The sequence below is a fragment of the Xanthomonas sp. F14 genome (assembly GCF_014199865.1).
Genome location: NZ_JACHOM010000004.1, coordinates 554,419 through 575,516 on the forward strand (window position 1 = coordinate 554,419; position 21,098 = coordinate 575,516).

The window sequence follows — 21,098 nt, forward strand, 5'->3', positions numbered from 1 at the left end:
TGCGCCTGGACATGTAAGCGCTTCACCCTGGTTGCCGCATAATCGTTGCTGGTTTGTTTCGGATCGGTCTCCTTAGTCCATGAAAACCCCCAAGGGCCTGCAACCGCTGATCGACGACGGCATCATCGACGAAGTGTTGCGACCACTGAAGAGCGGCAAGGAAGCATCCGTCTATGTGGTCAGTACGGGCGCCGACATCCTGTGCGCCAAGGTCTACAAGGACATGGCGCAACGCAGTTTCCAGGCGCGCGTGCAGTATCAGGAAGGCCGCAAGGTGCGTGGCAGCCGCCAGGCGCGCGCGATGGGCAAGGCCACCAAGTTCGGCCGGCGCGAAGCCGAGACCGCATGGAAGAACACCGAAGCCGAGGTGCTCTATCAACTGATGGACGCCAGCGTGCACGTGCCTAAGCCGCGCGGCTATTTCCACGGCGTGCTGCTGATGGACCTGGTCACCGACGAGGCCGGCCACAGCGCACCGCGGCTGGGCGAGGTGGACCTGGAGCCGGAGCAGGCGCGCAGCTTCCACACCAGCCTGATCGGCGATGTGGTCAAGATGCTGTCGCTGGGCCTGGTGCACGGCGACCTGTCCGAATACAACGTGCTGGTCTCGCCCGAGGGCCCGGTGTTGATCGATTTCCCGCAGGTGGTCAGTGCTGCCGGCAACAACGCCGCACGCGACATGCTGCTGCGCGATGTGCACAACCTGCGCGATTGCCTCGGCCGCTTCGCCCCGGAGTTGCTGGACACCCATTACGGCGAAGAGATGTGGGCGCTGTTCGAAAAGGGCGAGCTGCGCCCGGACAGCGTGCTGACCGGCCGCTTCAAGTTCGACACCCGCCGCGCCGACGTGCGTGCCATCCGCGCCTCGATCGAGGACGCACGCCAGGAAAATCTCATCCGTCAGCAGGGCCGCGAGGCCGCTGCCGAGGACGACGACTAGGCCGCTGTTGCGTTCGCGCGCGATGCGGCGTCACAGCAGCGACACAGTTGGCGCGCATGCCGGCATGCATCGCTCACGACTGTCATGCAGGTGCGCGCCGATGCAGGCGCGCAGCCACGATGCAGTGCAGCAAAAAACCAACGGAAGCGGATGGCGCGACTATTCGCCAGGTGTCGCCATGACAGGCGCATGCATCGGCAGCACGGGGTTTTTGCGGTACTGCCGCGCATCCCCGGCACCGCCATTGAAATAATTGATGGCGTTGAATGGTGATTGATCATAAGTATCTGGCAGGCTCAGCCATCGTCTCCTGGAGAGTCCGCCATGTCGTTTGATCCCGATGTCGTGCGCCTGTTCGCCCAGCTTCAACACGCCGCTCAACCACCGATGGAAACCCTGCCGATCGAGGGCGCGCGCGCAATGATGCGTGCGCTCGGCACGCAGCTGGGCTTTTCGCGTGTGGAGATGGCCGAGGTGCGCGACCTGCAGGCCGGCACCGCTGCCGGCCCGGTGCGCCTGCGTCTGTATCGCCCGTCCGGGCTGGCTGCCGGTCCGGCCCCGACCTGCCTGTTCGTGCACGGCGGCGGCGGTGTGGTGGGCGACCTCGATTCCCACGATGACGTCTGCCGGCAACTGGCGGCGCGCGCCGGCTGCCAGCTGCTGGCGGTCGACTATCGCCTGGCGCCGGAACATCCCGCGCCGGCCGGCGTGGAGGACGTGATTGCGACCCTGCACTGGCTGGTTGCCCAGCCCGATGCGGTCGGTGCCGACGTGCAGCGCCTGGCCGTGGCCGGCGACAGCATCGGCGGGGCCATGGCCGCAGTCGCGGCGCTGGCTGCGCGCGATGCCGGGATCGCGTTGCGCTGCCAGGTGCTGGTGTATCCGCTCACCGATGCGCGCGAGGACAACGGCCAATACCCGTCGCGATCGCACAACGCCGGCCTGCCGCCGCTGACCACAGAGGCGGTGCGCTTCTTCAATCGTCATCTGTTGCCCGACCCGGCCATTGCACAGGACTGGCGCGTCTCGCCGATGCTGGTGCCGGAGGTGGCCGGCGTTGCGCCCGCACTGGTCATCGTGGGCGAGCGCGACATGCTCTACGACGAAGGCCGCAGCTATGCCGAACGCCTGCGCGCCGCAGGTGTGGAAGTCACCCTGCACAGCTTTCCCGGCATGATCCATGGCTTCATCAATATGGGCGGCGTCCTGCGCGCCGCCGGCGAAACGCTGGAGATGGCAGCGCTGCTGCTGCGCCAGCGCTTGCTGCCCGCCGTCGAGCGCAGGGCCGCATAAGGGCCTGCGGCAGGCGTGCCATGCGCGCGCTGCCGCAGCGCTGCATGCCCGCATGTGGATCAATGATCGAGGGAAAGACGACGATGCAGGCTCGCAAGTGCGCAAGTCCTGCGGGCCACCAGCAGGCTCAGAAGTTGAAGCGGAACGTGGTCATCAGCACGTGGTTTTCGCGGTCCACCGTGCTGGTGTTGACGAACTGATTCAGATAACCGACGTCGACATTGGCAATGTCGTTGAACTTCCAGTTGATGCCGACGAAGACGCGGTTCTGGTCCAGACCGCGTCGGGCGCCCCACTCGGTGTGGTCGAGATTGACGAACAGTTCATTGAAGGCCACCCACGACAGTTGCGCAGACAATGCGCTGGGCCGGACCGCCCTGATCATCTGGCGCACCCGATACCCCTCGTCGCTGAAACCTTCGCGGTGCCGCTGCTCCAGGCGGGTGCGACTGGTGATGGTGATATTGGCAATTGGATCGAACTGATATTGAAACTGCCCCCACCAGCGATTTTCGCGGTTGGAGGACTGCCCGGCCGGGTGGCTGATGATGGTGTCGTAGCCCATCCAGACACTGGCCTTGGGAGTGAACCGGTAAAACACCGCAGGGCGCAGGATCAACTGGTCGAACTGTGCGCCCTCTTCGCGCCAGCGTGGGTGCACATCCATGCTCCAGTACAGGTTTTCGACCGGCAGCTTGCCCTGGGCATACACGCTCAGCCAGTAACGCCCGTCTTCCTCGGTCTGCGCGGCCGCTTGCGAGGTGCCGCCCAGCATCAGCAGCAGGGCGGGGCAGGCGATCCGGTAGCTGGCCGTCAGCAGCGCGCGCAGTCTGTTCATCGTCAGGAAGTCGTCGGTGGTGCCGGAGCATACCAACTCGTTCGCGACCTCCATCGCGCTTTTCGGCACCGCCGCTGCGATACTGGCGTGTTGCTTCGCTTGCGGCGACATGCCGTCGCGCCATGACATCCGCTGACAAACATTCACGCGTGTGCCGCGTGTAAACGCATGCGTCCGAACAGGCAGCCGCCATGCAGCTGCCCACGCACCGGCGAGCGCTTACGCCACCTGGCTGCGGCGCGCCCGCTCCAGATGCACCAGCAGCAACGAGATCGCCGCCGGCGTCATGCCGGCAATGCGTTGCGCCTGGCCGATGCTTTGCGGGCGCACGCGCTCGAGTTTCTGCTGCACCTCGATCGACAGCCCGCGCACGCCGGCATAATCGAATCCATCCGGAATCGGCGTGGTTTCGTGGCGCTGCTGGCGTGCGATGTCGTCGCGCTGGCGGTCCAGGTAACCGGCGTATTTGACGCTGATCTCCACCTGCTCGGCCACCTGCGCATCGTCCACGCCCGGCCCCAGCGTCGGCACGCGCATCAGCGCGGCGTAGTTGAGTTCGGGGCGCTTGATCAGGTCCAGCACGTTGGTTTCGCGGCTCACCGCCACGCCCAGGGTCTGGGCCACTTCGCGGCCCAGTGCATTACCCGGGGTCGCCCACAGCACCGACAGGCGCGCGCTTTCGCGCTGCACCGCCTCCTGCTTGGCGGAGAAGCGCGCCCAGCGCGCATCGTCGACCAGGCCCATCGCGCGGCCGACGCCGGTCAGGCGCGCATCGGCGTTGTCCTCGCGCAGCTGCAGGCGATATTCGGCGCGGCTGGTGAACATGCGATACGGCTCGGTGGTGCCGTGGGTGATCAGATCGTCCACCAGCACGCCCAGGTAGGCCTCGTCGCGGCGCGGCGACCACGCCGGCAATCCCTGCACATGGCGCGCGGCATTTAGCCCGGCCAGCAGGCCCTGTGCGGCGGCCTCCTCGTACCCGGTGGTGCCATTGATCTGCCCGGCGAAGAACAGCCCGCCCACCGCCTTGGTTTCCAGCGAGGCCTTGAGCCCGCGCGGGTCGAAGAAGTCGTATTCGATCGCATAGCCGGGGCGGGTGATATGCGCCTGTGCAAACCCGTGGATCGAGCGCACCAATGCCAGCTGCACGTCGAACGGCAACGAGGTGGAGATGCCGTTGGGATAGATCTCGGCCACTTCCAGGCCTTCGGGCTCGACGAAGATCTGGTGGCTGCTCTTCTCGGCAAAGCGCACCACCTTGTCTTCGATCGACGGGCAGTAACGCGGGCCGATGCCTTCGATCTGCCCGGAATACAGCGGCGAGCGATGCAGCGCACTGCGGATGATGTCGTGGGTCTGCTCGGTGGTCTGGGTGATCCAGCAGCTGACCTGGCGCGGGTGATCGCCGAGCTGGCCCATGAACGACATCACCGGCAGCGGATCGTCGCCCGGCTGTTCCTGCATGACGCTGTAGTCGAGCGTACGCCCGTCGATGCGCGGCGGGGTGCCGGTCTTGAGCCGGTCGATCGCGAACGGCCGCTCGCGCAGACGCGCTGCCAGCGTGGTGGCCGGCGGGTCGCCCATGCGTCCGGCCGCGTACTGGGTCTCGCCGACGTGGATCTTGCCGGCCAGGAAGGTGCCGGCGGTCAGCACCACCGAGGGCGCTTCGAAGCGCAGCCCGGTCTGGGTGATCACGCCGCGCACGCTGTCGGCTTCGGCAGCGCCGTTGTGGATGATCAGATCGTCCACCGCCGCCTGGAACACGGTCAGGTTTGGCTGCGCCTCGACGATGCGGCGGATGGCGTTGCGGTAGAGGTTGCGGTCGGCCTGGCAGCGGGTGGCGCGCACCGCCGGCCCCTTGGAGGCATTGAGCGTGCGCCACTGGATGCCGGCCTGATCCGCCGCGCGTGCCATCGCCCCGCCCAGCGCGTCGATTTCCTTGACCAGATGTCCCTTGCCGATCCCGCCGATGGCCGGGTTGCAGCTCATCGCGCCCACCGTCTCGATGTTGTGGGTCAGCAGCAAGGTGCGCGCACCGGCGCGCGCGGAGGCCAGCGCCGCCTCGGTGCCGGCATGGCCGCCGCCGATCACGATGACGTCGTAGCGATAGAAGGAGTCGGACATGGGCGTGGACCAGGAGCAGAAGGAGGTTGGCGGCCGCGAAAGTATCGGCTGAAGGGCGAGTAAGGTCACTCGACGGATAAAAATGTGATGTAGATCACATTATCGAACACTGACTCTCAAGTTGGCATGTTCCGTGCGGATATCCCTAGTGCACCCGTCGTGGCATTGCGACATGGGCGCAAGGCTGGAATTGGAACAGGGGCCAGCCACGCGTGCGATGGGGTAGCGTAAGGGTCGGTAGTCGGGGGACTGCCGACCCTTATTTTTTCCCGCGCTCCACCGCCCGCCGCAGCCCTGGCTGCTCGAACGGGGTGCCCAGGCGCGCCAGAGCGGACCGCACGACAAAAACATAAAGCCCCGGCATGCCGGGGCTTTATGCGTTGGAGGCGCCGATATCCGACAGGGCCGGAACAGGGGGGATCCAGATTTCCCTGTCGGACATCGACATAAGTCGGTCAGTGCGCCCGGCCGGGTCAAAACATGACGTAGCGGGTCACACAGAGCGTCTAGCTTGCGACCAAGTGCCGGCTGAACGCAAGCCCCCAACATCGCCATTTGTGGGCCACGTCGCAGTCAGCAACTCAGGGAATCTGCTCACGTGTGTTGCGCGGCGCGGTCTGCCGTTGAATCTCGCGAATCACCCGCGGCGGCGCACCGATGCGAGGCGGCCGCGACGGCGGAGCGCCAGTCGCCGGTGGGCGATTGGGCTGTTGCGGGCGCGGGCCGTTGGGACGGGGCCCATTGTTGAACGAGCCGTGCGGCCGTGGCGGCCGGTACTGCGGGCGGCGATCGTTCTGGCGGTAGTAATAACCGCCGCCGCGGTAGACCGGATACGCCGGGTAGTCGTACAGCCCGATCGAACCGGCGCCGTAAGGGTAACCGTAGGGGTTGCCGTAGAAATATGGCGAGTAGCCCGGCGGGTAGCGGTACTGCACCGCGGGCGCGCCGCGGTAATAGCCGCCCGACCCCGCACCGGTGTAGTCGTAGGTTGCGCAGCCGCCCAGGGCCAATAGCCCGGCGGCGAAGATCAGACGGAATTTCATGGATGGTGCCCTCCTGCAACCATGGTGTCACTTTCGAACCGATGCATTGAATCGGTCCTTAACTGTGCCGCAATGTGGTGCTTCTGCATCGATCCAGCATGCGCGGGTGCCGCGCGTGCAGCCGTGAAGGCGGGGACGATACGTTAATCTTGCAGGCATGATCGAGACGGTCCCGCTTGCCCATTCCGACGTCCTGCAAGCTGCTGCGCGCATCGCGCCGCAGTGCGTGCCGACACCGCTGCTGACCTCGCACAGCCTGGACGCCCTCTGCGGTGCGCAGCTGTTCTTCAAGGCCGAACACCTGCAGCGCAGCGGCGCCTTCAAGTTCCGTGGCGCCTGCAACGCGGTGTGGTCGTTGCCGGAGGAGCTGGCCGCGCGTGGGGTGGTCACCCATTCGTCCGGCAATCACGGCGCCGCACTCGCGCTCGCCGCGCGCACGCGCGGGATCGGCTGCCACGTGGTGGTGCCCGAAGGCGCGGTGGCCGCCAAGCTGGCCAATATCTCCCGTCACGGCGCCACGCTGTGGCGCTGCGCGCCCACCATCGCGGCGCGCGAGCAGATGTGTGCCGACGTCCAGGCCGGCAGCGGCGCGACGTTGGTGCATCCGTATACCGACCCGGCGGTGATCGCCGGGCAGGGCACCGCCGCGCTGGAGCTGCTGCTGCAGAGCGGCGGGCTGGATGTGCTGGTGGCACCGGTCGGCGGCGGTGGGCTGGCCGCCGGCAGTGCGCTGGCGCTGCAATCGGCGCCGGGCTGTGCGCTGGTGCTGGCCGAGCCGAGCGGGGCGGCCGATACCGCGCGCTCGCTGGCGGCCGGCGAGCGCCTGGTCGACTTCGTGCCCGACACGCTCTGCGACGGCCTGCGCGGCACCCTAGGGGCGCCAAATTTCGCAGTGTTGCAGGCCGCCGGCACGCAGGTGATCACCGTGGACGATGCGGCGGTGGTGCAGGCGATGCGGCTGATCTGGCAGGTGCTCAAACAGGTGGTGGAGCCGTCCTCGGCGATTGCGCTGGCAGCGGTGCTGGCCGACCCGGCGCGCTTTGCCGGGCGGCGGGTCGGGCTGATCCTGTCCGGCGGCAATGTCGATCTGGATGCGCTGCCGTGGGCCGCGGCGTGAGCAGGCGGTCGCGTGGGATCGGTCTGTGGGGCTGGTGCTGGCGCCTGTGCATGCTGACGCTGATCTGGCTGGTGGGCGTGGCCGGCTGGATCGTCTGGGTCGGCGATCGCGACCAGGCCGCGCCGGCCGACGTGATCATCGTGCTGGGCGCGGCCGCCTACGACGCGCGCCCTTCGCCGGTGTTCGAAGAGCGCATCCGGCATGCGCTGGACCTGTACGCGCAGGGCTACGCGCCGCGGCTGCTGTTCACCGGCGGCTTCGGCAATGGCGCGCGCTTTGCCGAATCGCAGGTGGCGCGGCGCTACGCGCTACGCCACGGCGTACCGCCGGAGGCGATCGTGATCGAGACGGTCTCGCGCACCACCCGGCAGAATCTGCAGCAGGCACGCGCGCTGATGGACCGGCACGGCATGCACCGGGCGATCATCGTCAGCGACCCGTTGCACATGGCGCGCGCGCTACGGCTGAGCGATGAGCTGGGGGTGGACGCGCTGGCCTCTTCCACGCCCAGCACGCGCTTTCGCAGCTTCCACACCAGCTGGCGCTTCCTGCTGCAGGAGGTCTATTACTTCCATCGCGATCTGGTGGTGCAGGGCGCCTGACGCCGGGTATGCCGCGGGGCAGGCGTGTTGAAGCGCAAAACGCGCTCTATGATGCGGCTTTCCCAGCGGCAGGTTCGAGCATGAGCGAGCGCAATCGGCAACACGCCACCGGCCTGGTCCAGGCCTATTACGCGGCATTCAACCGCGGCGATTGGGACGCCATGCTGGCGTTCCTGGCCGACGACGTCGCGCACGACCTCAACCAGGGCCCGCGCGAGATCGGCCGGGCGGAATTTGCCGCCTTCCTGCAGCGCATGAACGACAGTTACCGCGAGCAGCTGCGCGACATCGTGATCACCGCCAACGAGGATGGCACCCGGGTTGGTGCCGAGTACGTGGTGCACGGGGTCTACCACACCACCGACGAAGGCCTGCCGGAAGCCAATGGGCAGACCTATGTGCTGCCGGGCGGTGCGTTCTTCGATGTGCGCGACGGCAAGATCACCCGCGTCACCAACTACTACAACCTGCAGGAATGGATCGCGCAGGTGTCGCGCTGAGCGCATCAACCGTCACGGCGTAGGAGCGCACCCGGGCGCGATAAGGCGTTATCGGCAATGCCTGGTCGCGCCCAGGTGCGCTCCTACGTGATTGGTGCGGTGTTGCGGCCGGAGCTGTGCCTATGTAGGAGCGCGCTTGCGCGCGATGGGGCGTTACCGGCGATGCCGGTCGCGCCCTGGTGCGCTCCTACGTGATTGGTGCGGGGTTGCGGCCGGAGCTGTGCCTATGTAGGAGCGCGCTTGCGCGCGATGAGGCGTTACCGGCGATGCCTGGTCGCGCCCGGGTGCGCTCCTACGTGATTGGTGCGGTGTTGCGGCCGGAGCTGTGCCTATGTAGGAGCGCGCTTGCGCGCGATGGGGCGTTACCGGCGATGCCGGTCGCGCCCGGGTGCGCTCCTACGTGGGTGGGTGGGGGTTACAGCAACACGATCCCGACCACCACCAGGATGAAGATGCCCCACTTGAGCGTCTGGTACAGCGGGTTGTTGCGTTCCTTCAACGCCTTGGCCTTCAGGCGCGCGGCATAGAAATAGCGGAACACGCGGTTGATGCCGCCGGTCTTGTCGCCTTCCTGATTGGGCGAGGCACCGGCCGAGAGCAGGCTGCGACCGACGAAGCGGTTCACCGCCGCGGCCCAGCGCCAGCGCATCGGGCGCTCGATGTCGCAGAACAGGATGATGCGGTCCTGGTCGGTGTCGTTGCGCGCGTAGTGGATGTAGGTCTCGTCGAACATCGTCCACTCGCCATCGCGCCAGCTATGGCGCTGCCCGTCGACATCGATGAAGCAGCGGTCGTCGTTGGGCGTGGCCAGCCCCAGGTGCAGGCGCATGGACCCGGCGAACGGATCGCGGTGCGGGCGCAGTTCGCTGCCCGGCGGCAACTCGGCAAACATCGCGGCCTTCACCGTGGGGATGGACTTCAGCAACGCAGTGGTCTGCGGGCACAGTTCGGACGCCGACGGGTGCGCGGTGCCGTACCACTTCAGATAGAAGCGCTTCCAGCCACGGCGGAAGAACGAGTTGAAGCCGATGTCGGTGTAGCCGTCGGCAGCGCGGATCTTCTGCATCTGCTGCAGCGCCACCGCTTCATCGCGGATCAGCGGCCAGTTGGCGCGCAGCGGCGCCAGCTCCGGAAATTCCTTGCCGGGATCGATGAACGGCGTGGTCGGCACGCGCGAACACAGATACATCAGCGTGTTGATCGGCGCCATGAAGGTGGAATGGTCCAGCAGCTGCCGGCTGAGCCGGTGCCGCACACGACCGCGGTAATGGATGTACAGCGCCGATGCGATGAACAGCGCGATGATGAGCCACTTCAACATTGGGAAGGCCGATTGGGGGACGGGGGCCGCAAACCTAAGAGCGGCTATCAAAACGTCAGTGCAGCAGCCGGGCGGGGGCGCTGCCGGTACTCGGAACCGGCATGTACCACGCGTACATGCAGATTCCTGGGCGCCGTCTGCAGCCACCTGACGGCTGCGTGCTGCGTTTTGCTAGCCACGCCGGTTCAGGCGTCGAAAAGGCAAGCCGCAACAGGAACATGCGGCCATTGACTACTGAATTCTACCGGGTGTCGCGACCGAGCCTGACAGGTCAGCATTGGTGCTGTCGCAAAACTGTGTGTCTCGCCGGCAACGGCTGCGTTGCTGCCGGCGATCTGCACCGCCGCTAGTCGATGCGGCGGCGGATCGGGATCGAGGCCACCGGGACGCTGGCGACATCGTGTCCCTGCTCGCGGATGGGCGCGCCCGGCGCCGGTGCCCAGGCGTGGGCATAGATCACTTCCCAGGAGCTGGGCAGGGTGCCGTCCGGCCGCCGCAAGGGCTCATAGGCGGCGCTGGCCGCGGCAAAGCGGCCGCGTCCGGTCAGGGTGGCGCGGCGGTTGCTGAGTGCGTTGGTGGCGCCCATCGCGCGCAGCTCGCGCATCAGCGCGGGCAGGTCGCTGTAGGTCAGCGTGAACAGGTCGCGGTCCAGCACCGGGTCGCGGAAGCCGGACATCAGCAAGGCATCGCCGAACTGGGCGATCGGCGGAAAGCGGCTGACATGCGGGGCCGGGTCGGCCTGGGCGAAGGCCTCGCGCAACTCGATCAGCGTCTCCGGGCCGAAGGTGGAGCACAGCAACAAGCCGCCCGGCCGCAGCGCGCGGCGGAAACCGGCGAATACCGCGGGCAGGTCTTCCACCCACTGCAGGCACAGGTTGCTGAAGATCACGTCCACGCTGCCGTCGGCCACCGGCAAGGCGCGTGCATCGGCGCAGACCTGCGCGAACGGCTTCCACCAGCCCGCCGCCTTGCGCGCCTGGCGCAGCATCGGCATGGCCTGGTCCAGCGCGATCACCTGCGCCTTGGGCCAGCGCTTCTTGATCGCGCCGCTGGCATGGCCGGGGCCGGCGCCGACATCCAGCACCACCTTGGGCACCTGGTCGCCCAGGTAGTCGAGCGATTCGAGCAGGCGCGCTTCGGCCTCGCGCTGTAGCGCGGCGGCGGCGGCATAGCTGCTGGCGGCACGCGCAAAGGCGCGCCGGACGTGGCGGGGGTCGAAAGTACTGTTCATGAGCGGCGCTATTGTCGCCTGTGGCCGGGGCGGAGGGAATCGATGGATGGCCTGGCATCGGCCTGGCGAGTCTGCAGACGTTCGGTCTGCCGGTGGCTGCGCTGCGAGCGGCACGGGGTTCAACGGGGCCTGACCAAACACCCACCGGATGCCCGCGGCGGTCGCCACGACTCGCCGCGTGGCCGAGGCGCTCTAGAACGTGCCGGGATAGCTGCCGCCGTCGATCAGCAGGTTCTGCCCGGTGATGTAGCCGGCCTGCGCGCTGCACAGGAACGCGCAGGCCGCGCCGAATTCGTCCGGCTCGCCGAAGCGTGCGGCCGGAATGCCCGCACGCTTGCGCTCGGCGACGTCTTCGGCGCTGCTGCCTTGCTGTTGCGCGATCGCCGCGAAGTTGCCGCGCAGGCGGTCGGTGGCGAACTGGCCGGGCAGCAGATTGTTGATGGTGACGTTGTCGGCCGCCGTGCTGCGCGCCAGCCCGGCGACGAAGCCGGTGAGGCCGGCGCGCGCGCCATTGGACAGGCCCAGGATGTCGATCGGCGCCTTCACTGCACTGGAAGTGATGTTGACGATGCGGCCGAAGCGCCGCGCGCGCATCGCATCGACGCTGGCGCGGATCAGTTCGATCGGCGCCAGCATGTTGGCGTCCAGTGCGCGCAGCCAGTCGTCGCGTTCCCACTGGCGAAAATCGCCGGGCGGCGGGCCACCGGCATTGTTGATGAGGATATCCAGCTGCGGACAGGCGGCGAGCGCATCGCTGCGTCCTTGCGGGGTGGCGATATCGGCCACCACGCTACGCACTTCGCCGGCGCCCGGCAGTGCGCGCAATGCCTGGGCGGACTGCTCCAGGGCATCGCGGCCGCGCGCGACGATCACCACGTTGACGCCTTCGCTGGCCAGCGCGCGTGCGCAGCCCAGCCCCAGGCCCTTGCTGGCGGCGCAGACCAGTGCCCAGCGCCCGGCGATTCCCAGATCCATGCGTGTGTCCTCGATCAGCGATGCCGCATGATCGACGATCCGCTCATGGCACGGACGCAACGAAGCGTTGCAGCGCCTCGGCGACCTGATCGGCATGGCCAAGAAACGGTGCGTGCCCGCCACCGGCAATGGTCAGGGCCTGCGCGTGCGGCGTCAGCGCGGCGGCGGCGTGCATGCCGGCTGCCGGCACCAGCCGGTCGCGTTGGCCCGCGATCCACAGGCTGGGGCGCGCGAGTTGCGGCAGCGCGCGGCGCAGGTCGCTGCGTTCCAGCAGCTGCAGGCCTTGCTGCAGTGCTTCGGCGGCCGGTTCGCCACGCGCCACCAGCGTCTCGCGCAGGCTGCGCAACTCGCTGCGGGCATGCGCCGAGCCCAGCGTATCCAGCGCCAGAAACCGCTCCAGCGTGCCGCGGTAGTCGCGCGCCAGGTCCTGGCCGAATTGCACGAACACCTCGCGCTCGACGGCGTCGGACCAATCGTGGCCACGCACGAAACGCGGCGTGGCCGCGATCATCGCCAGCCCGCGCACCTTGGGCTGGGTGGCTGCGGCATGCAGCGCGAACAGCCCGCCCAACGACCAGCCGACCCACACCGCCGGCGGCGTGGCGGCGGCAATGCCGGCGACCACGTCCGGCAGCGCCAGCGGCGTGCTGTCGCCACGGCTGAAACCGTGCCCGGGCAGATCCACCAGATGCAGTTGATGCTGCGCGGCCAGGCGTTCCACCAATGGCGCGAACACGCCGCCGTGCAACGCCCAACCGTGCAGAAGAACCAGCGCAGGCCCGTGGCCGATGACATCGATATGCATGCGGGGATTGTCGCTGATGGCGCTGACCGGCGCATGGGTCGGCGTGTGCGGCGCAAGGTGTCTTGCGTCAGCCTGCGCTGCGCGTGGAGCCGATCTGCGCGGCACGTCAAGCCGGTTGCGGACACGGAGGACCGCACCGACAGTAGCGATCTGCTCACATCAACGACGCGGACACTGCTACGTCGAGCACAGGCCGCCGTCGCGCGGCTACTGCGCAATCATCTGGATCGTCGCCCTCAGGCAGACGCACGCAGCGGTTGCCGGCTGACCACATCGCGCGCCTGCACGATGGCCTCGATCAAGGCCTGCACCTGCTGCGGTGTATGCAGCGCGGACAGGGTCACACGCAGACGCGCCTTGCCTTCGGGCACAGTGGGTGGGCGGATCGCGCCGACCAGGAAGCCGGCCTGTTCCAGCGCGGCGGACATCGCCATCACCGTGGTTTCTTCGCCGCATAGCAGGGGCTGGATCGGCGTATCCGAGGCCATCAGCTCGAAGCCATGCCGGCGTGCGCCATCGCGGAAACTGCCGATCGACTCGACCAGCTTGGCGCGCCGCCAATCGTCGCGACGCGCCAGCCGCACGGCCGCCAACGTCGCAGCGACCTGCGCCGGTGGCAACGCGGTGGTGTAGATGTAGGGGCGCGCGGTTTCGGCCAGATGACGCACCAGCGCTGCATCGCCGACCACCACCGCGCCATAGCCGCCGAGCGCCTTGCCCAGGGTCACCAGCTGCAGCGGCACTTCGGCCACGCCCAGTCCGGCATCGGCAACGCAGCCGCGCCCCTGCGGGCCGAGCACGCCCACGCCATGTGCGTCGTCGACGTAGAACAGCGCCTGCTGCATGCGCGCCACCAGGCTCAACGCACGCAGCGGCGCGACATCGCCATCCATGCTGAAGACGCCATCGCTGGCCAGCATCGCCGCGCCCTCGGGCGAGCCCTTGAGCTGACGCATCGCGCCTTCCACATCCAGGTGCGGATAACGGCGCAACCGGCAGCCGGCCAGGCGTGTGGCATCGAGCAGGCTGGCGTGGTTGAGCCGGTCCTGCACGCAGACATCGTCGTCCTCGCTGAGCAAGGCCTGCTGCACCGCCAGGTTGGCGATGAAGCCGCTGCCGAACAGCAGCGCCGACGGATAGCCGAGCCACTCGGCGATCTCGCGCTCCAGCGTTTCGTGCGCGGTGTGGTGGCCGCAGATCAGGTGCGAGGCGGTGGCGCCGGCACCATCGCGCGCGGCGGCGTCCTGCAACGCGGCGACCACTTCGAACTGCTGCGACAGGCCCAGATAGTCGTTGGAGCAGAAACCGGTCAGCCAGCGGCCATCGACTTCCAGCCGCACGCCATCGCGACGGCCCACCAGCCGCCGCACCCGCACCCGTTCCTGGGCCACACGCAAGGTGCGCAGCGACGAAATCCGTTCGTGCAGATCGGGGCGGGCCATGGGGGCGTTCAACGGCAGAAGGGGGCGTTAGCGTAGCCTGCCGCGCCCGGCACGCCCAGCCGGCACCGACGACCGGTGCCGGACGTTCGATTCGCGGTTAGGCGGCGTGCTCGCAGGCCGTGCTGCGGGTGATTTCCGCATGCACGGTGCCGGGGTGGTCGTGGTCGGCGGCGTCGACGGTGATCTGCATTGGGCGCAGGCCCAGGCGCTGGAACAGGGCCTGGTCGCGTTCGGTGTCCGGGTTGCCGGTGGTGAGCAGTTTCTCGCCGTAGAAGATCGAGTTGGCGCCGGCCAGGAAGCACAGCGCCTGCAGTTCGTCGCTCATCGCCTCGCGGCCGGCGGACAGGCGCACCATCGAACGCGGCATCGTGATGCGGGCGACCGCGATCATGCGCACGAACTCGAACGGGTCCAGTTGCTGGGTGCCGTGCAGCGGGGTGCCGGCGACCTGGACCAGCTGGTTGATCGGGACCGAATCCGGATGCGCCGGCAGCGTGGCCAGCGCCAACAGCAGGCCGATGCGGTGCTCACGGGTCTCGCCCATGCCGACGATGCCGCCGCAGCAGGTTTTCAGGCCGACATCGCGCACGTGCTCCAGCGTGTTCAGGCGGTCCTGATACTGGCGGGTGTGGATGATCGAGTCGTAGTAATCCGGCGCGGTGTCCAGATTGTGGTTGTAGTAGTCCAGCCCGGCGTCCTTGAGCGCGCGCGCCTGGCCGGCGTCGAGCATGCCGAGCGTGGCGCAGGTTTCCAGGCCCATTGCCTTGACCTCGCGGATCATCGCCGCGACCTTGGGGATGTCGCGCTCCTTGGGCGAGCGCCAGGCCGCGCCCATGCAGAAGCGCGAGGCGCCGGCGGCCTTGGCCTGGCGTGCCTTGGCGACGACCTCTTCGGTCTCCATCAGCTTCTGCGCGGTCACGCCGGTGTCGTAGCGCTGCGCCTGCGGGCAGTACGCGCAGTCTTCCGGGCAGCCGCCGGTCTTGACCGACAGCAGCGTGGACACCTGCACCTGCGCCGGATCGAAATGGGCGCGATGCACGCTGGCGGCGCGGTGCAGCAGCTCCGGAAACGGCAGATCGAACAGCGCCTGCAGCTCTTTGCGATCCCAGTCATGGCGTACGACAACAGACATCGGGGTTTCCTGACAGTCAGCGGCTTGGAAGCCAGGCAGTCTGGTGAGCATGGAAGAGGCTGTCAACTTCGAAGAGGTCAACTCGGTTTACAGGTGGCCGCGCCGAGTGTTGCGGTTGCTGCTGCCGAGCCGGTGCCTGGTGTGCGCGGAACCCGGCAGCGCCGACTGCGATCTGTGCCCGTCGTGTCACGCCGCATTGCCGGATCACGGGCACGCCTGCCTGCGTTGCGCAACGCAGCTGTACGCCTGCGGTGACGCGCTGCTGTGCGGGCAGTGCCTGCAGCACCCGCCACCGCTGCAACGCGTGCATGCGTGTTTCACCTATCGCTGGCCGGTGGATGGCTTGCTGCGGCGTTTCAAGTTCCATCAGGACCTGGCCGCCGGACGCTTGCTCAGCGAGTTGATGGTCTGGCGTTGCGTAGGCCTGCCGCGTCCGCAGGCGCTGGTGCCGGTGAGTCTGCACCGGCAGCGCTTGCGCCAGCGTGGTTACGATCAGGCGCTGGAGCTGGCCAGACCGCTCGGCCGCGCGCTGCGGCTGCCCTGCCTGCCATTGCTGCGCCGGGTCCGCGCGACCGCGCCGCAATCGGAGCTGGATGCGGCCGAGCGTCAGCGCAATCTGCGCCAGGCCTTTGTCGCGCGTGGCGCCTTGCCCGCGCATGTGGCCTTGGTGGATGACGTGATGACCACCGGTGCGACGCTGCATGCGGCGGCGCAGGCCTTGCAGCGGGCCGGTGTGCAGCGGGTGGATGCGTGGGTATGCGCGCGTGTGCCGTGAGGCTTGGTAGGCTGCGGGTTGTGAGCTGCAGCATGGGGCTTCGCCCGTATCCTCACCCCCAACCCCTCTCCCGCGGGAGAGGGGCTTAAGCCTAGGCGATTGACCTGTCTGCGCGTCAGCGCATTGCCAGCGCCGCGGCGATGCCGACGAAGATCGCCAGGCCTACCCAGTTGTTGTGCAGGAAGGCGCGGAAGCACGGGCCGCGTTCGCGGTGGCGGGCGAGGCGGAACTCGTAGGCCACCAGCAGTGCGGCCACGCCCAGCCCCGCCCAGTACGCGATACCGAGACCGGCGCGCAGGCCGACCAGCGCCAATGCCGCAAACATCGATGCGTACAGCAGGCCCTGCGCGATCAGGTCGAACCTGCCGAACAGGATGGCGGTGGACTTGCTGCCCATGCGGATGTCGTCCTCGCGGTCGACCATTGCATACCAGGTGTCGTAGGCCGTGGCCCAGAGGATGTTGGCCGCATACAGCAGCCAGCCCAGCAATGGCACGCTGCCCTGCACCGCGGCGAAGGCCATCGGGATGCCCCAGCCAAAGGCCATGCCCAGATAGACCTGGGGCAGGTGGGTGTGGCGCTTGAGATAGGGATAGCTGGCGGCCAGGAACACGCCCGGCACGCTCAGGGCCACGGTCAGCCAGTTGAGCGTGAGCACCAGCGCGAATGCCACCAGCATCAGCACCACGAACACCCACAGCGCCTCGCGCCCGGACACCGCCCCGGTGGCCAGCGGGCGCGACTTGGTGCGCTCCACGTGCGGGTCCAGCCAGCGGTCGGCATAGTCGTTGATCACGCAGCCGGCCGAGCGGGTCAGCCAGACCCCGGCTGTGAACACGAACAGTGTCCACAGCGGCGGCAGGCCACCGGCGGCCAGCCACAACGCCCACCAGGTCGGCCACAGCAACAGCAGGCTGCCGATCGGACGATCGCCGCGGACCAACGTCCAGTACTGCCCCAGTCGCTGCGGCCAGGTCAGCGCGGGCGCTGTGGGCAGCTGTTCAACACCATGCTTGCTCATGCTGCAAAGGGTAGCAGCGCGGCTTGGCTGCGGTCATGCGCTGGGTGATGAGCGAGCTAGGCATCGTCCAGCCTTCCGGACGGCTGCGCGAGCTCGCGCCAGGTACCTCCGCGCCGGCGCTGGCTCCGGACTGGGCTCCATCGGCAATGCCGCGGTGTCCGGCCGTTCGGCACTCCCTGTCGCCGGTGTCACGCGCGCGGCGGTGGTTCTGGCATAATGCCCGGCCAGGCGCTCGTAGCTCAGCCGGATAGAGTAGTGGCTTCCGAAGCCATTGGTCGGGGGTTCGAATCCCTCCGGGCGCACCAGATGAACCCTTCAGGGACATCCAAGAAAGTCCAAAACCCCCGAGAGATCGGGGGTTTTTTGTTGCCTGCCAGTCCTGCAAGGTCCACCCTAATCCATTGAAATCCAGGCCGATCGGGGGCATAGATGGGGGCACCAGCCCCCAGCACGGATATGGATGCCCCCATACCCCCAAGTGACGCAGCAGTACGTAGTGCAAAGCCGGCCACCAAGCCCGTGAGACTGTTCGATGGTGGCGGCTTATACGTCGAGATCTCGCCGAAGGGTGCCAAGCTCTGGCGATGGAAGTATCGATTCGGCGGTAGGGAGAAACGCTTGGCACTGGGGATCTACCCAGAGGTCAGCCTGGCGAAGGCGCGAGCGCAGCATTTGGAGGCACGGAAAATCCTTCGATCAGGCATCGACCCAGCTGAGAAGAGCAAGGTCGACCGGCTGGTTCGCGTTGATCGGTCTCAGCTCAGCTTTGCAGCTGTCGCTGCAGAGTTCCTGAACCTGCATGGCAAGAAGAACTCCATCCTGACGATGAAGCGCAATGGCAGGATCGTCGAAAAGGACCTCAACCCTTATCTAGGGCATAGGCCTATCGCTGAGATCTCTGCGCCGGAGCTTCTAGCTGTCCTGCGTAAGATAGAAATGCGTGGCGCCATTGAGACAGCTCATCGCGCTCGGGGTATTGCCAGCATGGTGTTTCGATACGCCATCACCGTAGGCAAGGCTGAGCGTGACCCGGCTGCCGATCTTTTTGGCGCGCTAGAGACCCCGAGGGTGCAGAATTTCGCCAGCCTGACGGAGCCTGCTGCGGTGGCACCCCTGCTGAGGGCCTTGTGGGGGTACGAAGGAAGTCTTGTTGTACGCGCTGCCCTAAAGCTTGCACCCCTGGTCTTCGCGCGGCCAGGCGAGCTGCGGACAGCCAAGTGGGCAGATATCGATCTTGCAGCTGGTGAGTGGCGTTACGTCGCCACTAAGACAGGTGTTCCCCACATTGTGCCGCTTGCCTCCCAAGCAGTTGAGGTCCTTCGTGAGCTTCAGCCAGTCACCAGAAGCAGTGAGTTCGTATTCCCTAGTCTTCATGGGAAGGGAAGGCCGATGAGCGATAGCACCATAAATGCTGCCTTGAGGCGTATGGGATTCGACTCCAGGACGATGACCGGCCACGGGTTTCGTGCGATGGCTCGTACGATCCTGGATGAGGTGCTTGGCTTCTGCCCCGATTACATCGAAACACCAGCTTGCGCATGCGGTACGTGACCCAAACGGCAGGCATACAACCGCACGGCTCATCTCACCAATCGCCGAAAGATGATGCAGGCGTGGGCTGACTATCTATTTAGAAGATTACGCACACATCTTCGCCAGTGCCCTGTGCGGTCGCTCCTGGTTATAGACGCGTCGCCACTGTTCGATTTTGCTCCGTGCGTCGGCCAGTGACAAGAACCAACGCGCGTTGAGACACTCCTGCCGCAGGCATCCGTTGAAGCTTTCCACCAAGGCGTTATCGGTGAGTGTGCCACGCCGGGAGAAGTCCAGCTCCCTCCCCCGTTTTCATACGCCCACCGATCCATGACCTTGCCGGCAAACTCACTCCCGTTATCCATCTTGATGGCCGCAGACTTGCCTCTCTGCGCCACCAGTCGCGTCATCACATCGGCGACGTCGTCGCCCTTCAATGATTGGTCAACAACGATATCCAGGCACTCATGCGTGAAGTGATCCACCACCGTCAGCGACCGGAAACGGCGACCATCGAACAGTGCATCACTCACGAAGTCCATGCCACATAGTGCATTCGGTGCAGTGGCCATCTTCAGCGGTTGACGTCGCCGTGCGCTGCGACTGCGGCGCGGCCTGCAATGCCTTAAAGACAGGCCTTCATCCTCATAAATGCGGTGGACGCGCTTGTGATTGTCCCGCCATCCTTCGCGACGCAGCACAACAAAAACGCGCTCACACCCGTAGTGCACGCGCGTCTGGGTGATCTCGCGCATCCGCTGACGAATGGCGCTGAAATCGCGCGCCTTGGCCTTGTAGGAAAACGCCGAGCGCGATATCGCCATGATCCGCAGCGCATGCCGCTCGCTTACCCCAAAGCGCTCACGGAGCTGGCTTACCAGGTGCGTCGCTGGGCAAGCCTTAGATCTTTTTTGTAACGACTTCCTGCAGCATCGCCTTATCCAGGCTCAGGTCTGCCACCAGCTGCTTCAACTTCCGATTTTCCTCTTCCAGTAGCCGCAATCGCTTGAGCTCAGAGGGGCCCAGACCACCGTACGTCTTGCGCCAGACGTAGAACGTAGCCTCGGCAATTTCCATCTTCTGACAAATCTCTCCGATCGCCATCCCCCAACTCGGCCTGCTTGAGCGCATAGGCAATCTGCTCCTCGGTAAGCCGTGACTTCTTCATCGCTTGACTTCTCGTGATGACGGGGGGCCATATCGGCAAAGTCTCTACTCTACGATGCGCCTGTTCTTAGGGGGGGGATCAGTTGGGCATAAGCGGACGGCGTCATGCCGCCAATTGCTTTCTTGGGTCGGTCCTCGTCGTGTTCGCGTCGCCAGCGTTCGATCTCGGTGCGCGCATGCAGCAACGTCGGGAACCAGTGCTCGTTGAGGCTTTCATCGCATAGCCGGCCGTTGAAGGATTCGACGTAGGCGTTTTGGTTTGGCTTGCTTGGTTGGATCAGCCGCAACTGCGCGCCACGTGCATGCGCCCAGACGACCATTGCCTTACCGCAAAACTCCTTGCCGTTGTCGGTGCGGATCAGGTCGACCATTGGCGTTTGTATTGAGTAGTTTCGAGTGAGGAGTTGCCGGTCTTTCAAAAAACGAATTGTGGAGTTCTACGGACCGTGAGCAAATGCCAAGATCAGGCGGCGCTGGGGCCACCTGGCCGGAACGCATGTGCAGGCCGTGATAGCTCAGCCGGATAGCAGGACCCTCCGGAACCGTTTCCAGTAAGGCCAGGCGGGCTAGGATGCCGTTAGGCAATAAGAATATCCAGGTGCACGGACCGCCAGATATCGCCCTCATAACTCGTCGATACTAAAGTCGTTATATGAGGGTGTTGACGTGCAGGTGGCTCTAGAGCGTCAGGATTCAATCGCAAAGCAGAGATGCCGGCGGTTGACAGCTTCTTAACGTCCCCTGATTCTATTCCACCACTTGAGCCGGCTTGGGCTCTCAGCAAGGAACGCGTATGTCAGGGGGAAGTGCGTCGCTCTCGTTAGTCGAGGGCGGCTCGTCGGTGCAAGACCGGCCGGATCTGGGGCTGCAGGGGTTGGTCCTGCTGGCGCAATTTCATGGCGTTGCCGCGGACGCGGTGCAGCTGGCGCATGGGTTCGGACGAGGCGGCGAGCCGTTCGACGAAACCACGCTGCTGCTGGCAGCCAAGCAACTGGGGCTAAAAGCCAAAGTCGTTGCCCAGCCGGCCGTACGGATCGGCATGGCGGCGTTACCGGCCCTGGCCCTGGTGCCGGATGGCGACGCGTTTATCGTCGCCAAGGTCGGGGCGGACCAGATCCTGATCCACGATCTGGTCGAAAAGCGGCCGCGCTCCATCTCGCCCGCCGAGTTCGAAGCACGTTACCAGGGGCGGTTGCTGCAGGTGGCCTCGCGGGCTTCGGTGCTTGGCGACCTGGCCAA

General features: G+C 66.4%; 17 protein-coding genes, 1 tRNA gene, 1 other RNA gene and 3 pseudogenes. 10 read left to right on the forward strand and 12 right to left on the reverse strand.

Translation table 11 applies throughout. The features are described from left to right. Positions 1 to 79 precede the first annotated feature (79 nt). Both GGR73_RS16510 and GGR73_RS16515 read left to right on the forward strand, forming a co-directional pair. On the forward strand, positions 80 to 940 hold the full coding sequence (locus tag GGR73_RS16510; protein WP_039528778.1) for a PA4780 family RIO1-like protein kinase: 861 nt from the start codon (positions 80 to 82) through the stop codon (positions 938 to 940). A 324-nt stretch (positions 941 to 1,264) separates the two neighbouring features. Then, on the forward strand, positions 1,265 to 2,233 hold the full coding sequence (locus GGR73_RS16515) for an alpha/beta hydrolase (protein WP_024938782.1): 969 nt from the start codon (positions 1,265 to 1,267) through the stop codon (positions 2,231 to 2,233). Positions 2,234 to 2,360: 127 nt separating this feature from the next. On the opposite strand, the gene GGR73_RS16520 is transcribed toward GGR73_RS16515, so the two are convergent. The 3 genes from GGR73_RS16520 to GGR73_RS16530 form a co-directional block, all read right to left on the reverse strand. Continuing rightward, the gene (locus GGR73_RS16520) at positions 2,361 to 3,071 is read right to left on the reverse strand and encodes a DUF2490 domain-containing protein (protein WP_456362993.1); all 711 of its coding nucleotides are present in this window, start codon (positions 3,069 to 3,071) and stop codon (positions 2,361 to 2,363) included. A gap of 219 nt (positions 3,072 to 3,290) precedes the next feature. After that, positions 3,291 to 5,195, reverse strand: coding sequence for a tRNA uridine-5-carboxymethylaminomethyl(34) synthesis enzyme MnmG (mnmG, locus tag GGR73_RS16525; RefSeq protein ID WP_065033048.1), 1,905 nt, complete (start codon positions 5,193 to 5,195; stop codon positions 3,291 to 3,293). Between the two features lie 581 nt (positions 5,196 to 5,776). Then, entirely contained in the window at positions 5,777 to 6,238 is a 462-nt protein-coding gene (locus GGR73_RS16530) for a hypothetical protein (protein WP_065033047.1), read from the reverse strand. A 157-nt stretch (positions 6,239 to 6,395) separates the two neighbouring features. Between GGR73_RS16530 and GGR73_RS16535 the strand changes: the two genes are divergently transcribed. From GGR73_RS16535 to GGR73_RS16545, 3 genes are all read left to right on the forward strand, one after another. Further along, a complete protein-coding gene (locus tag GGR73_RS16535) occupies positions 6,396 to 7,355 on the forward strand; it encodes a pyridoxal-phosphate dependent enzyme (protein ID WP_184457929.1) in 960 nt (319 codons plus the stop codon). Further along, positions 7,340 to 7,957 carry a YdcF family protein gene (locus GGR73_RS16540; RefSeq protein WP_026064498.1) on the forward strand — a complete coding sequence of 206 codons (618 nt, stop codon included), beginning with the start codon at positions 7,340 to 7,342 and terminating at the stop codon, positions 7,955 to 7,957. The genes GGR73_RS16535 and GGR73_RS16540 overlap by 16 nt, the downstream gene beginning before the upstream one ends. Before the next feature lie 80 nt (positions 7,958 to 8,037). Continuing rightward, entirely contained in the window at positions 8,038 to 8,457 is a 420-nt protein-coding gene (locus tag GGR73_RS16545) for a nuclear transport factor 2 family protein (RefSeq protein WP_039517295.1), read from the forward strand. A gap of 415 nt (positions 8,458 to 8,872) precedes the next feature. Here GGR73_RS16545 and lpxO read toward each other — a convergent pair whose 3' ends face one another. Continuing rightward, positions 8,873 to 9,778, reverse strand: a complete 906-nt coding sequence (lpxO, locus tag GGR73_RS16550) for a lipid A hydroxylase LpxO (protein ID WP_016903250.1) — start codon at positions 9,776 to 9,778, stop codon at positions 8,873 to 8,875. A gap of 101 nt (positions 9,779 to 9,879) precedes the next feature. Between lpxO and GGR73_RS16555 the strand changes: the two genes are divergently transcribed. Then, positions 9,880 to 9,955, forward strand: a non-coding RNA gene (locus tag GGR73_RS16555) — sX9 sRNA. Between the two features lie 169 nt (positions 9,956 to 10,124). On the opposite strand, the gene bioC is transcribed toward GGR73_RS16555, so the two are convergent. The 5 genes from bioC to bioB form a co-directional block, all read right to left on the reverse strand. Further along, positions 10,125 to 11,009: a malonyl-ACP O-methyltransferase BioC gene (gene bioC, locus GGR73_RS16560; RefSeq protein ID WP_039517288.1), complete on the reverse strand. Its 885-nt coding sequence runs from the start codon at positions 11,007 to 11,009 to the stop codon at positions 10,125 to 10,127. Positions 11,010 to 11,201: 192 nt separating this feature from the next. Beyond that, positions 11,202 to 11,984: an SDR family oxidoreductase gene (locus tag GGR73_RS16565; protein ID WP_184457931.1), complete on the reverse strand. Its 783-nt coding sequence runs from the start codon at positions 11,982 to 11,984 to the stop codon at positions 11,202 to 11,204. 43 nt (positions 11,985 to 12,027) lie between these two features. Further along, on the reverse strand, positions 12,028 to 12,789 hold the full coding sequence (gene bioH / locus GGR73_RS16570) for a pimeloyl-ACP methyl ester esterase BioH (RefSeq protein WP_054591138.1): 762 nt from the start codon (positions 12,787 to 12,789) through the stop codon (positions 12,028 to 12,030). 236 nt (positions 12,790 to 13,025) lie between these two features. Continuing rightward, positions 13,026 to 14,231, reverse strand: a complete 1,206-nt coding sequence (bioF, locus tag GGR73_RS16575) for an 8-amino-7-oxononanoate synthase (RefSeq protein WP_166771578.1) — start codon at positions 14,229 to 14,231, stop codon at positions 13,026 to 13,028. A 97-nt stretch (positions 14,232 to 14,328) separates the two neighbouring features. Beyond that, positions 14,329 to 15,363, reverse strand: coding sequence for a biotin synthase BioB (bioB, locus tag GGR73_RS16580; RefSeq protein ID WP_104569212.1), 1,035 nt, complete (start codon positions 15,361 to 15,363; stop codon positions 14,329 to 14,331). Positions 15,364 to 15,412: 49 nt separating this feature from the next. Between bioB and GGR73_RS16585 the strand changes: the two genes are divergently transcribed. Continuing rightward, positions 15,413 to 16,138 (forward strand): ComF family protein, encoded by a 726-nt coding sequence (locus GGR73_RS16585; RefSeq protein WP_181142530.1) that lies wholly within the window; start codon positions 15,413 to 15,415, stop codon positions 16,136 to 16,138. 115 nt (positions 16,139 to 16,253) lie between these two features. Here GGR73_RS16585 and ubiA read toward each other — a convergent pair whose 3' ends face one another. Beyond that, on the reverse strand, positions 16,254 to 17,159 hold the full coding sequence (ubiA, locus tag GGR73_RS16590; protein WP_104543893.1) for a 4-hydroxybenzoate octaprenyltransferase: 906 nt from the start codon (positions 17,157 to 17,159) through the stop codon (positions 16,254 to 16,256). A gap of 228 nt (positions 17,160 to 17,387) precedes the next feature. On the opposite strand from ubiA, the gene GGR73_RS16595 reads away from it, so the two are divergent. Together GGR73_RS16595 and GGR73_RS16600 are read left to right on the forward strand one after the other, a co-directional pair. Beyond that, positions 17,388 to 17,464: transfer RNA gene (locus GGR73_RS16595), tRNA-Arg, on the forward strand. Positions 17,465 to 17,615: 151 nt separating this feature from the next. Next, a pseudogene (locus GGR73_RS16600) lies at positions 17,616 to 18,890 on the forward strand (tyrosine-type recombinase/integrase). Here GGR73_RS16600 and GGR73_RS16605 read toward each other — a convergent pair. Continuing rightward, a pseudogene (locus GGR73_RS16605) lies at positions 18,798 to 19,860 on the reverse strand (IS3 family transposase). The pseudogenes GGR73_RS16600 and GGR73_RS16605 overlap by 93 nt on opposite strands. Before the next feature lie 49 nt (positions 19,861 to 19,909). Further along, positions 19,910 to 20,221, reverse strand: a pseudogene (locus tag GGR73_RS16610) (integrase core domain-containing protein); the annotation flags it as partial. A gap of 431 nt (positions 20,222 to 20,652) precedes the next feature. Between GGR73_RS16610 and GGR73_RS16615 the strand changes: the two are divergent. Continuing rightward, on the forward strand, positions 20,653 to 21,098 hold a 446-nt coding region (locus GGR73_RS16615; protein WP_456362994.1), incomplete at its 3' end, for a cysteine peptidase family C39 domain-containing protein.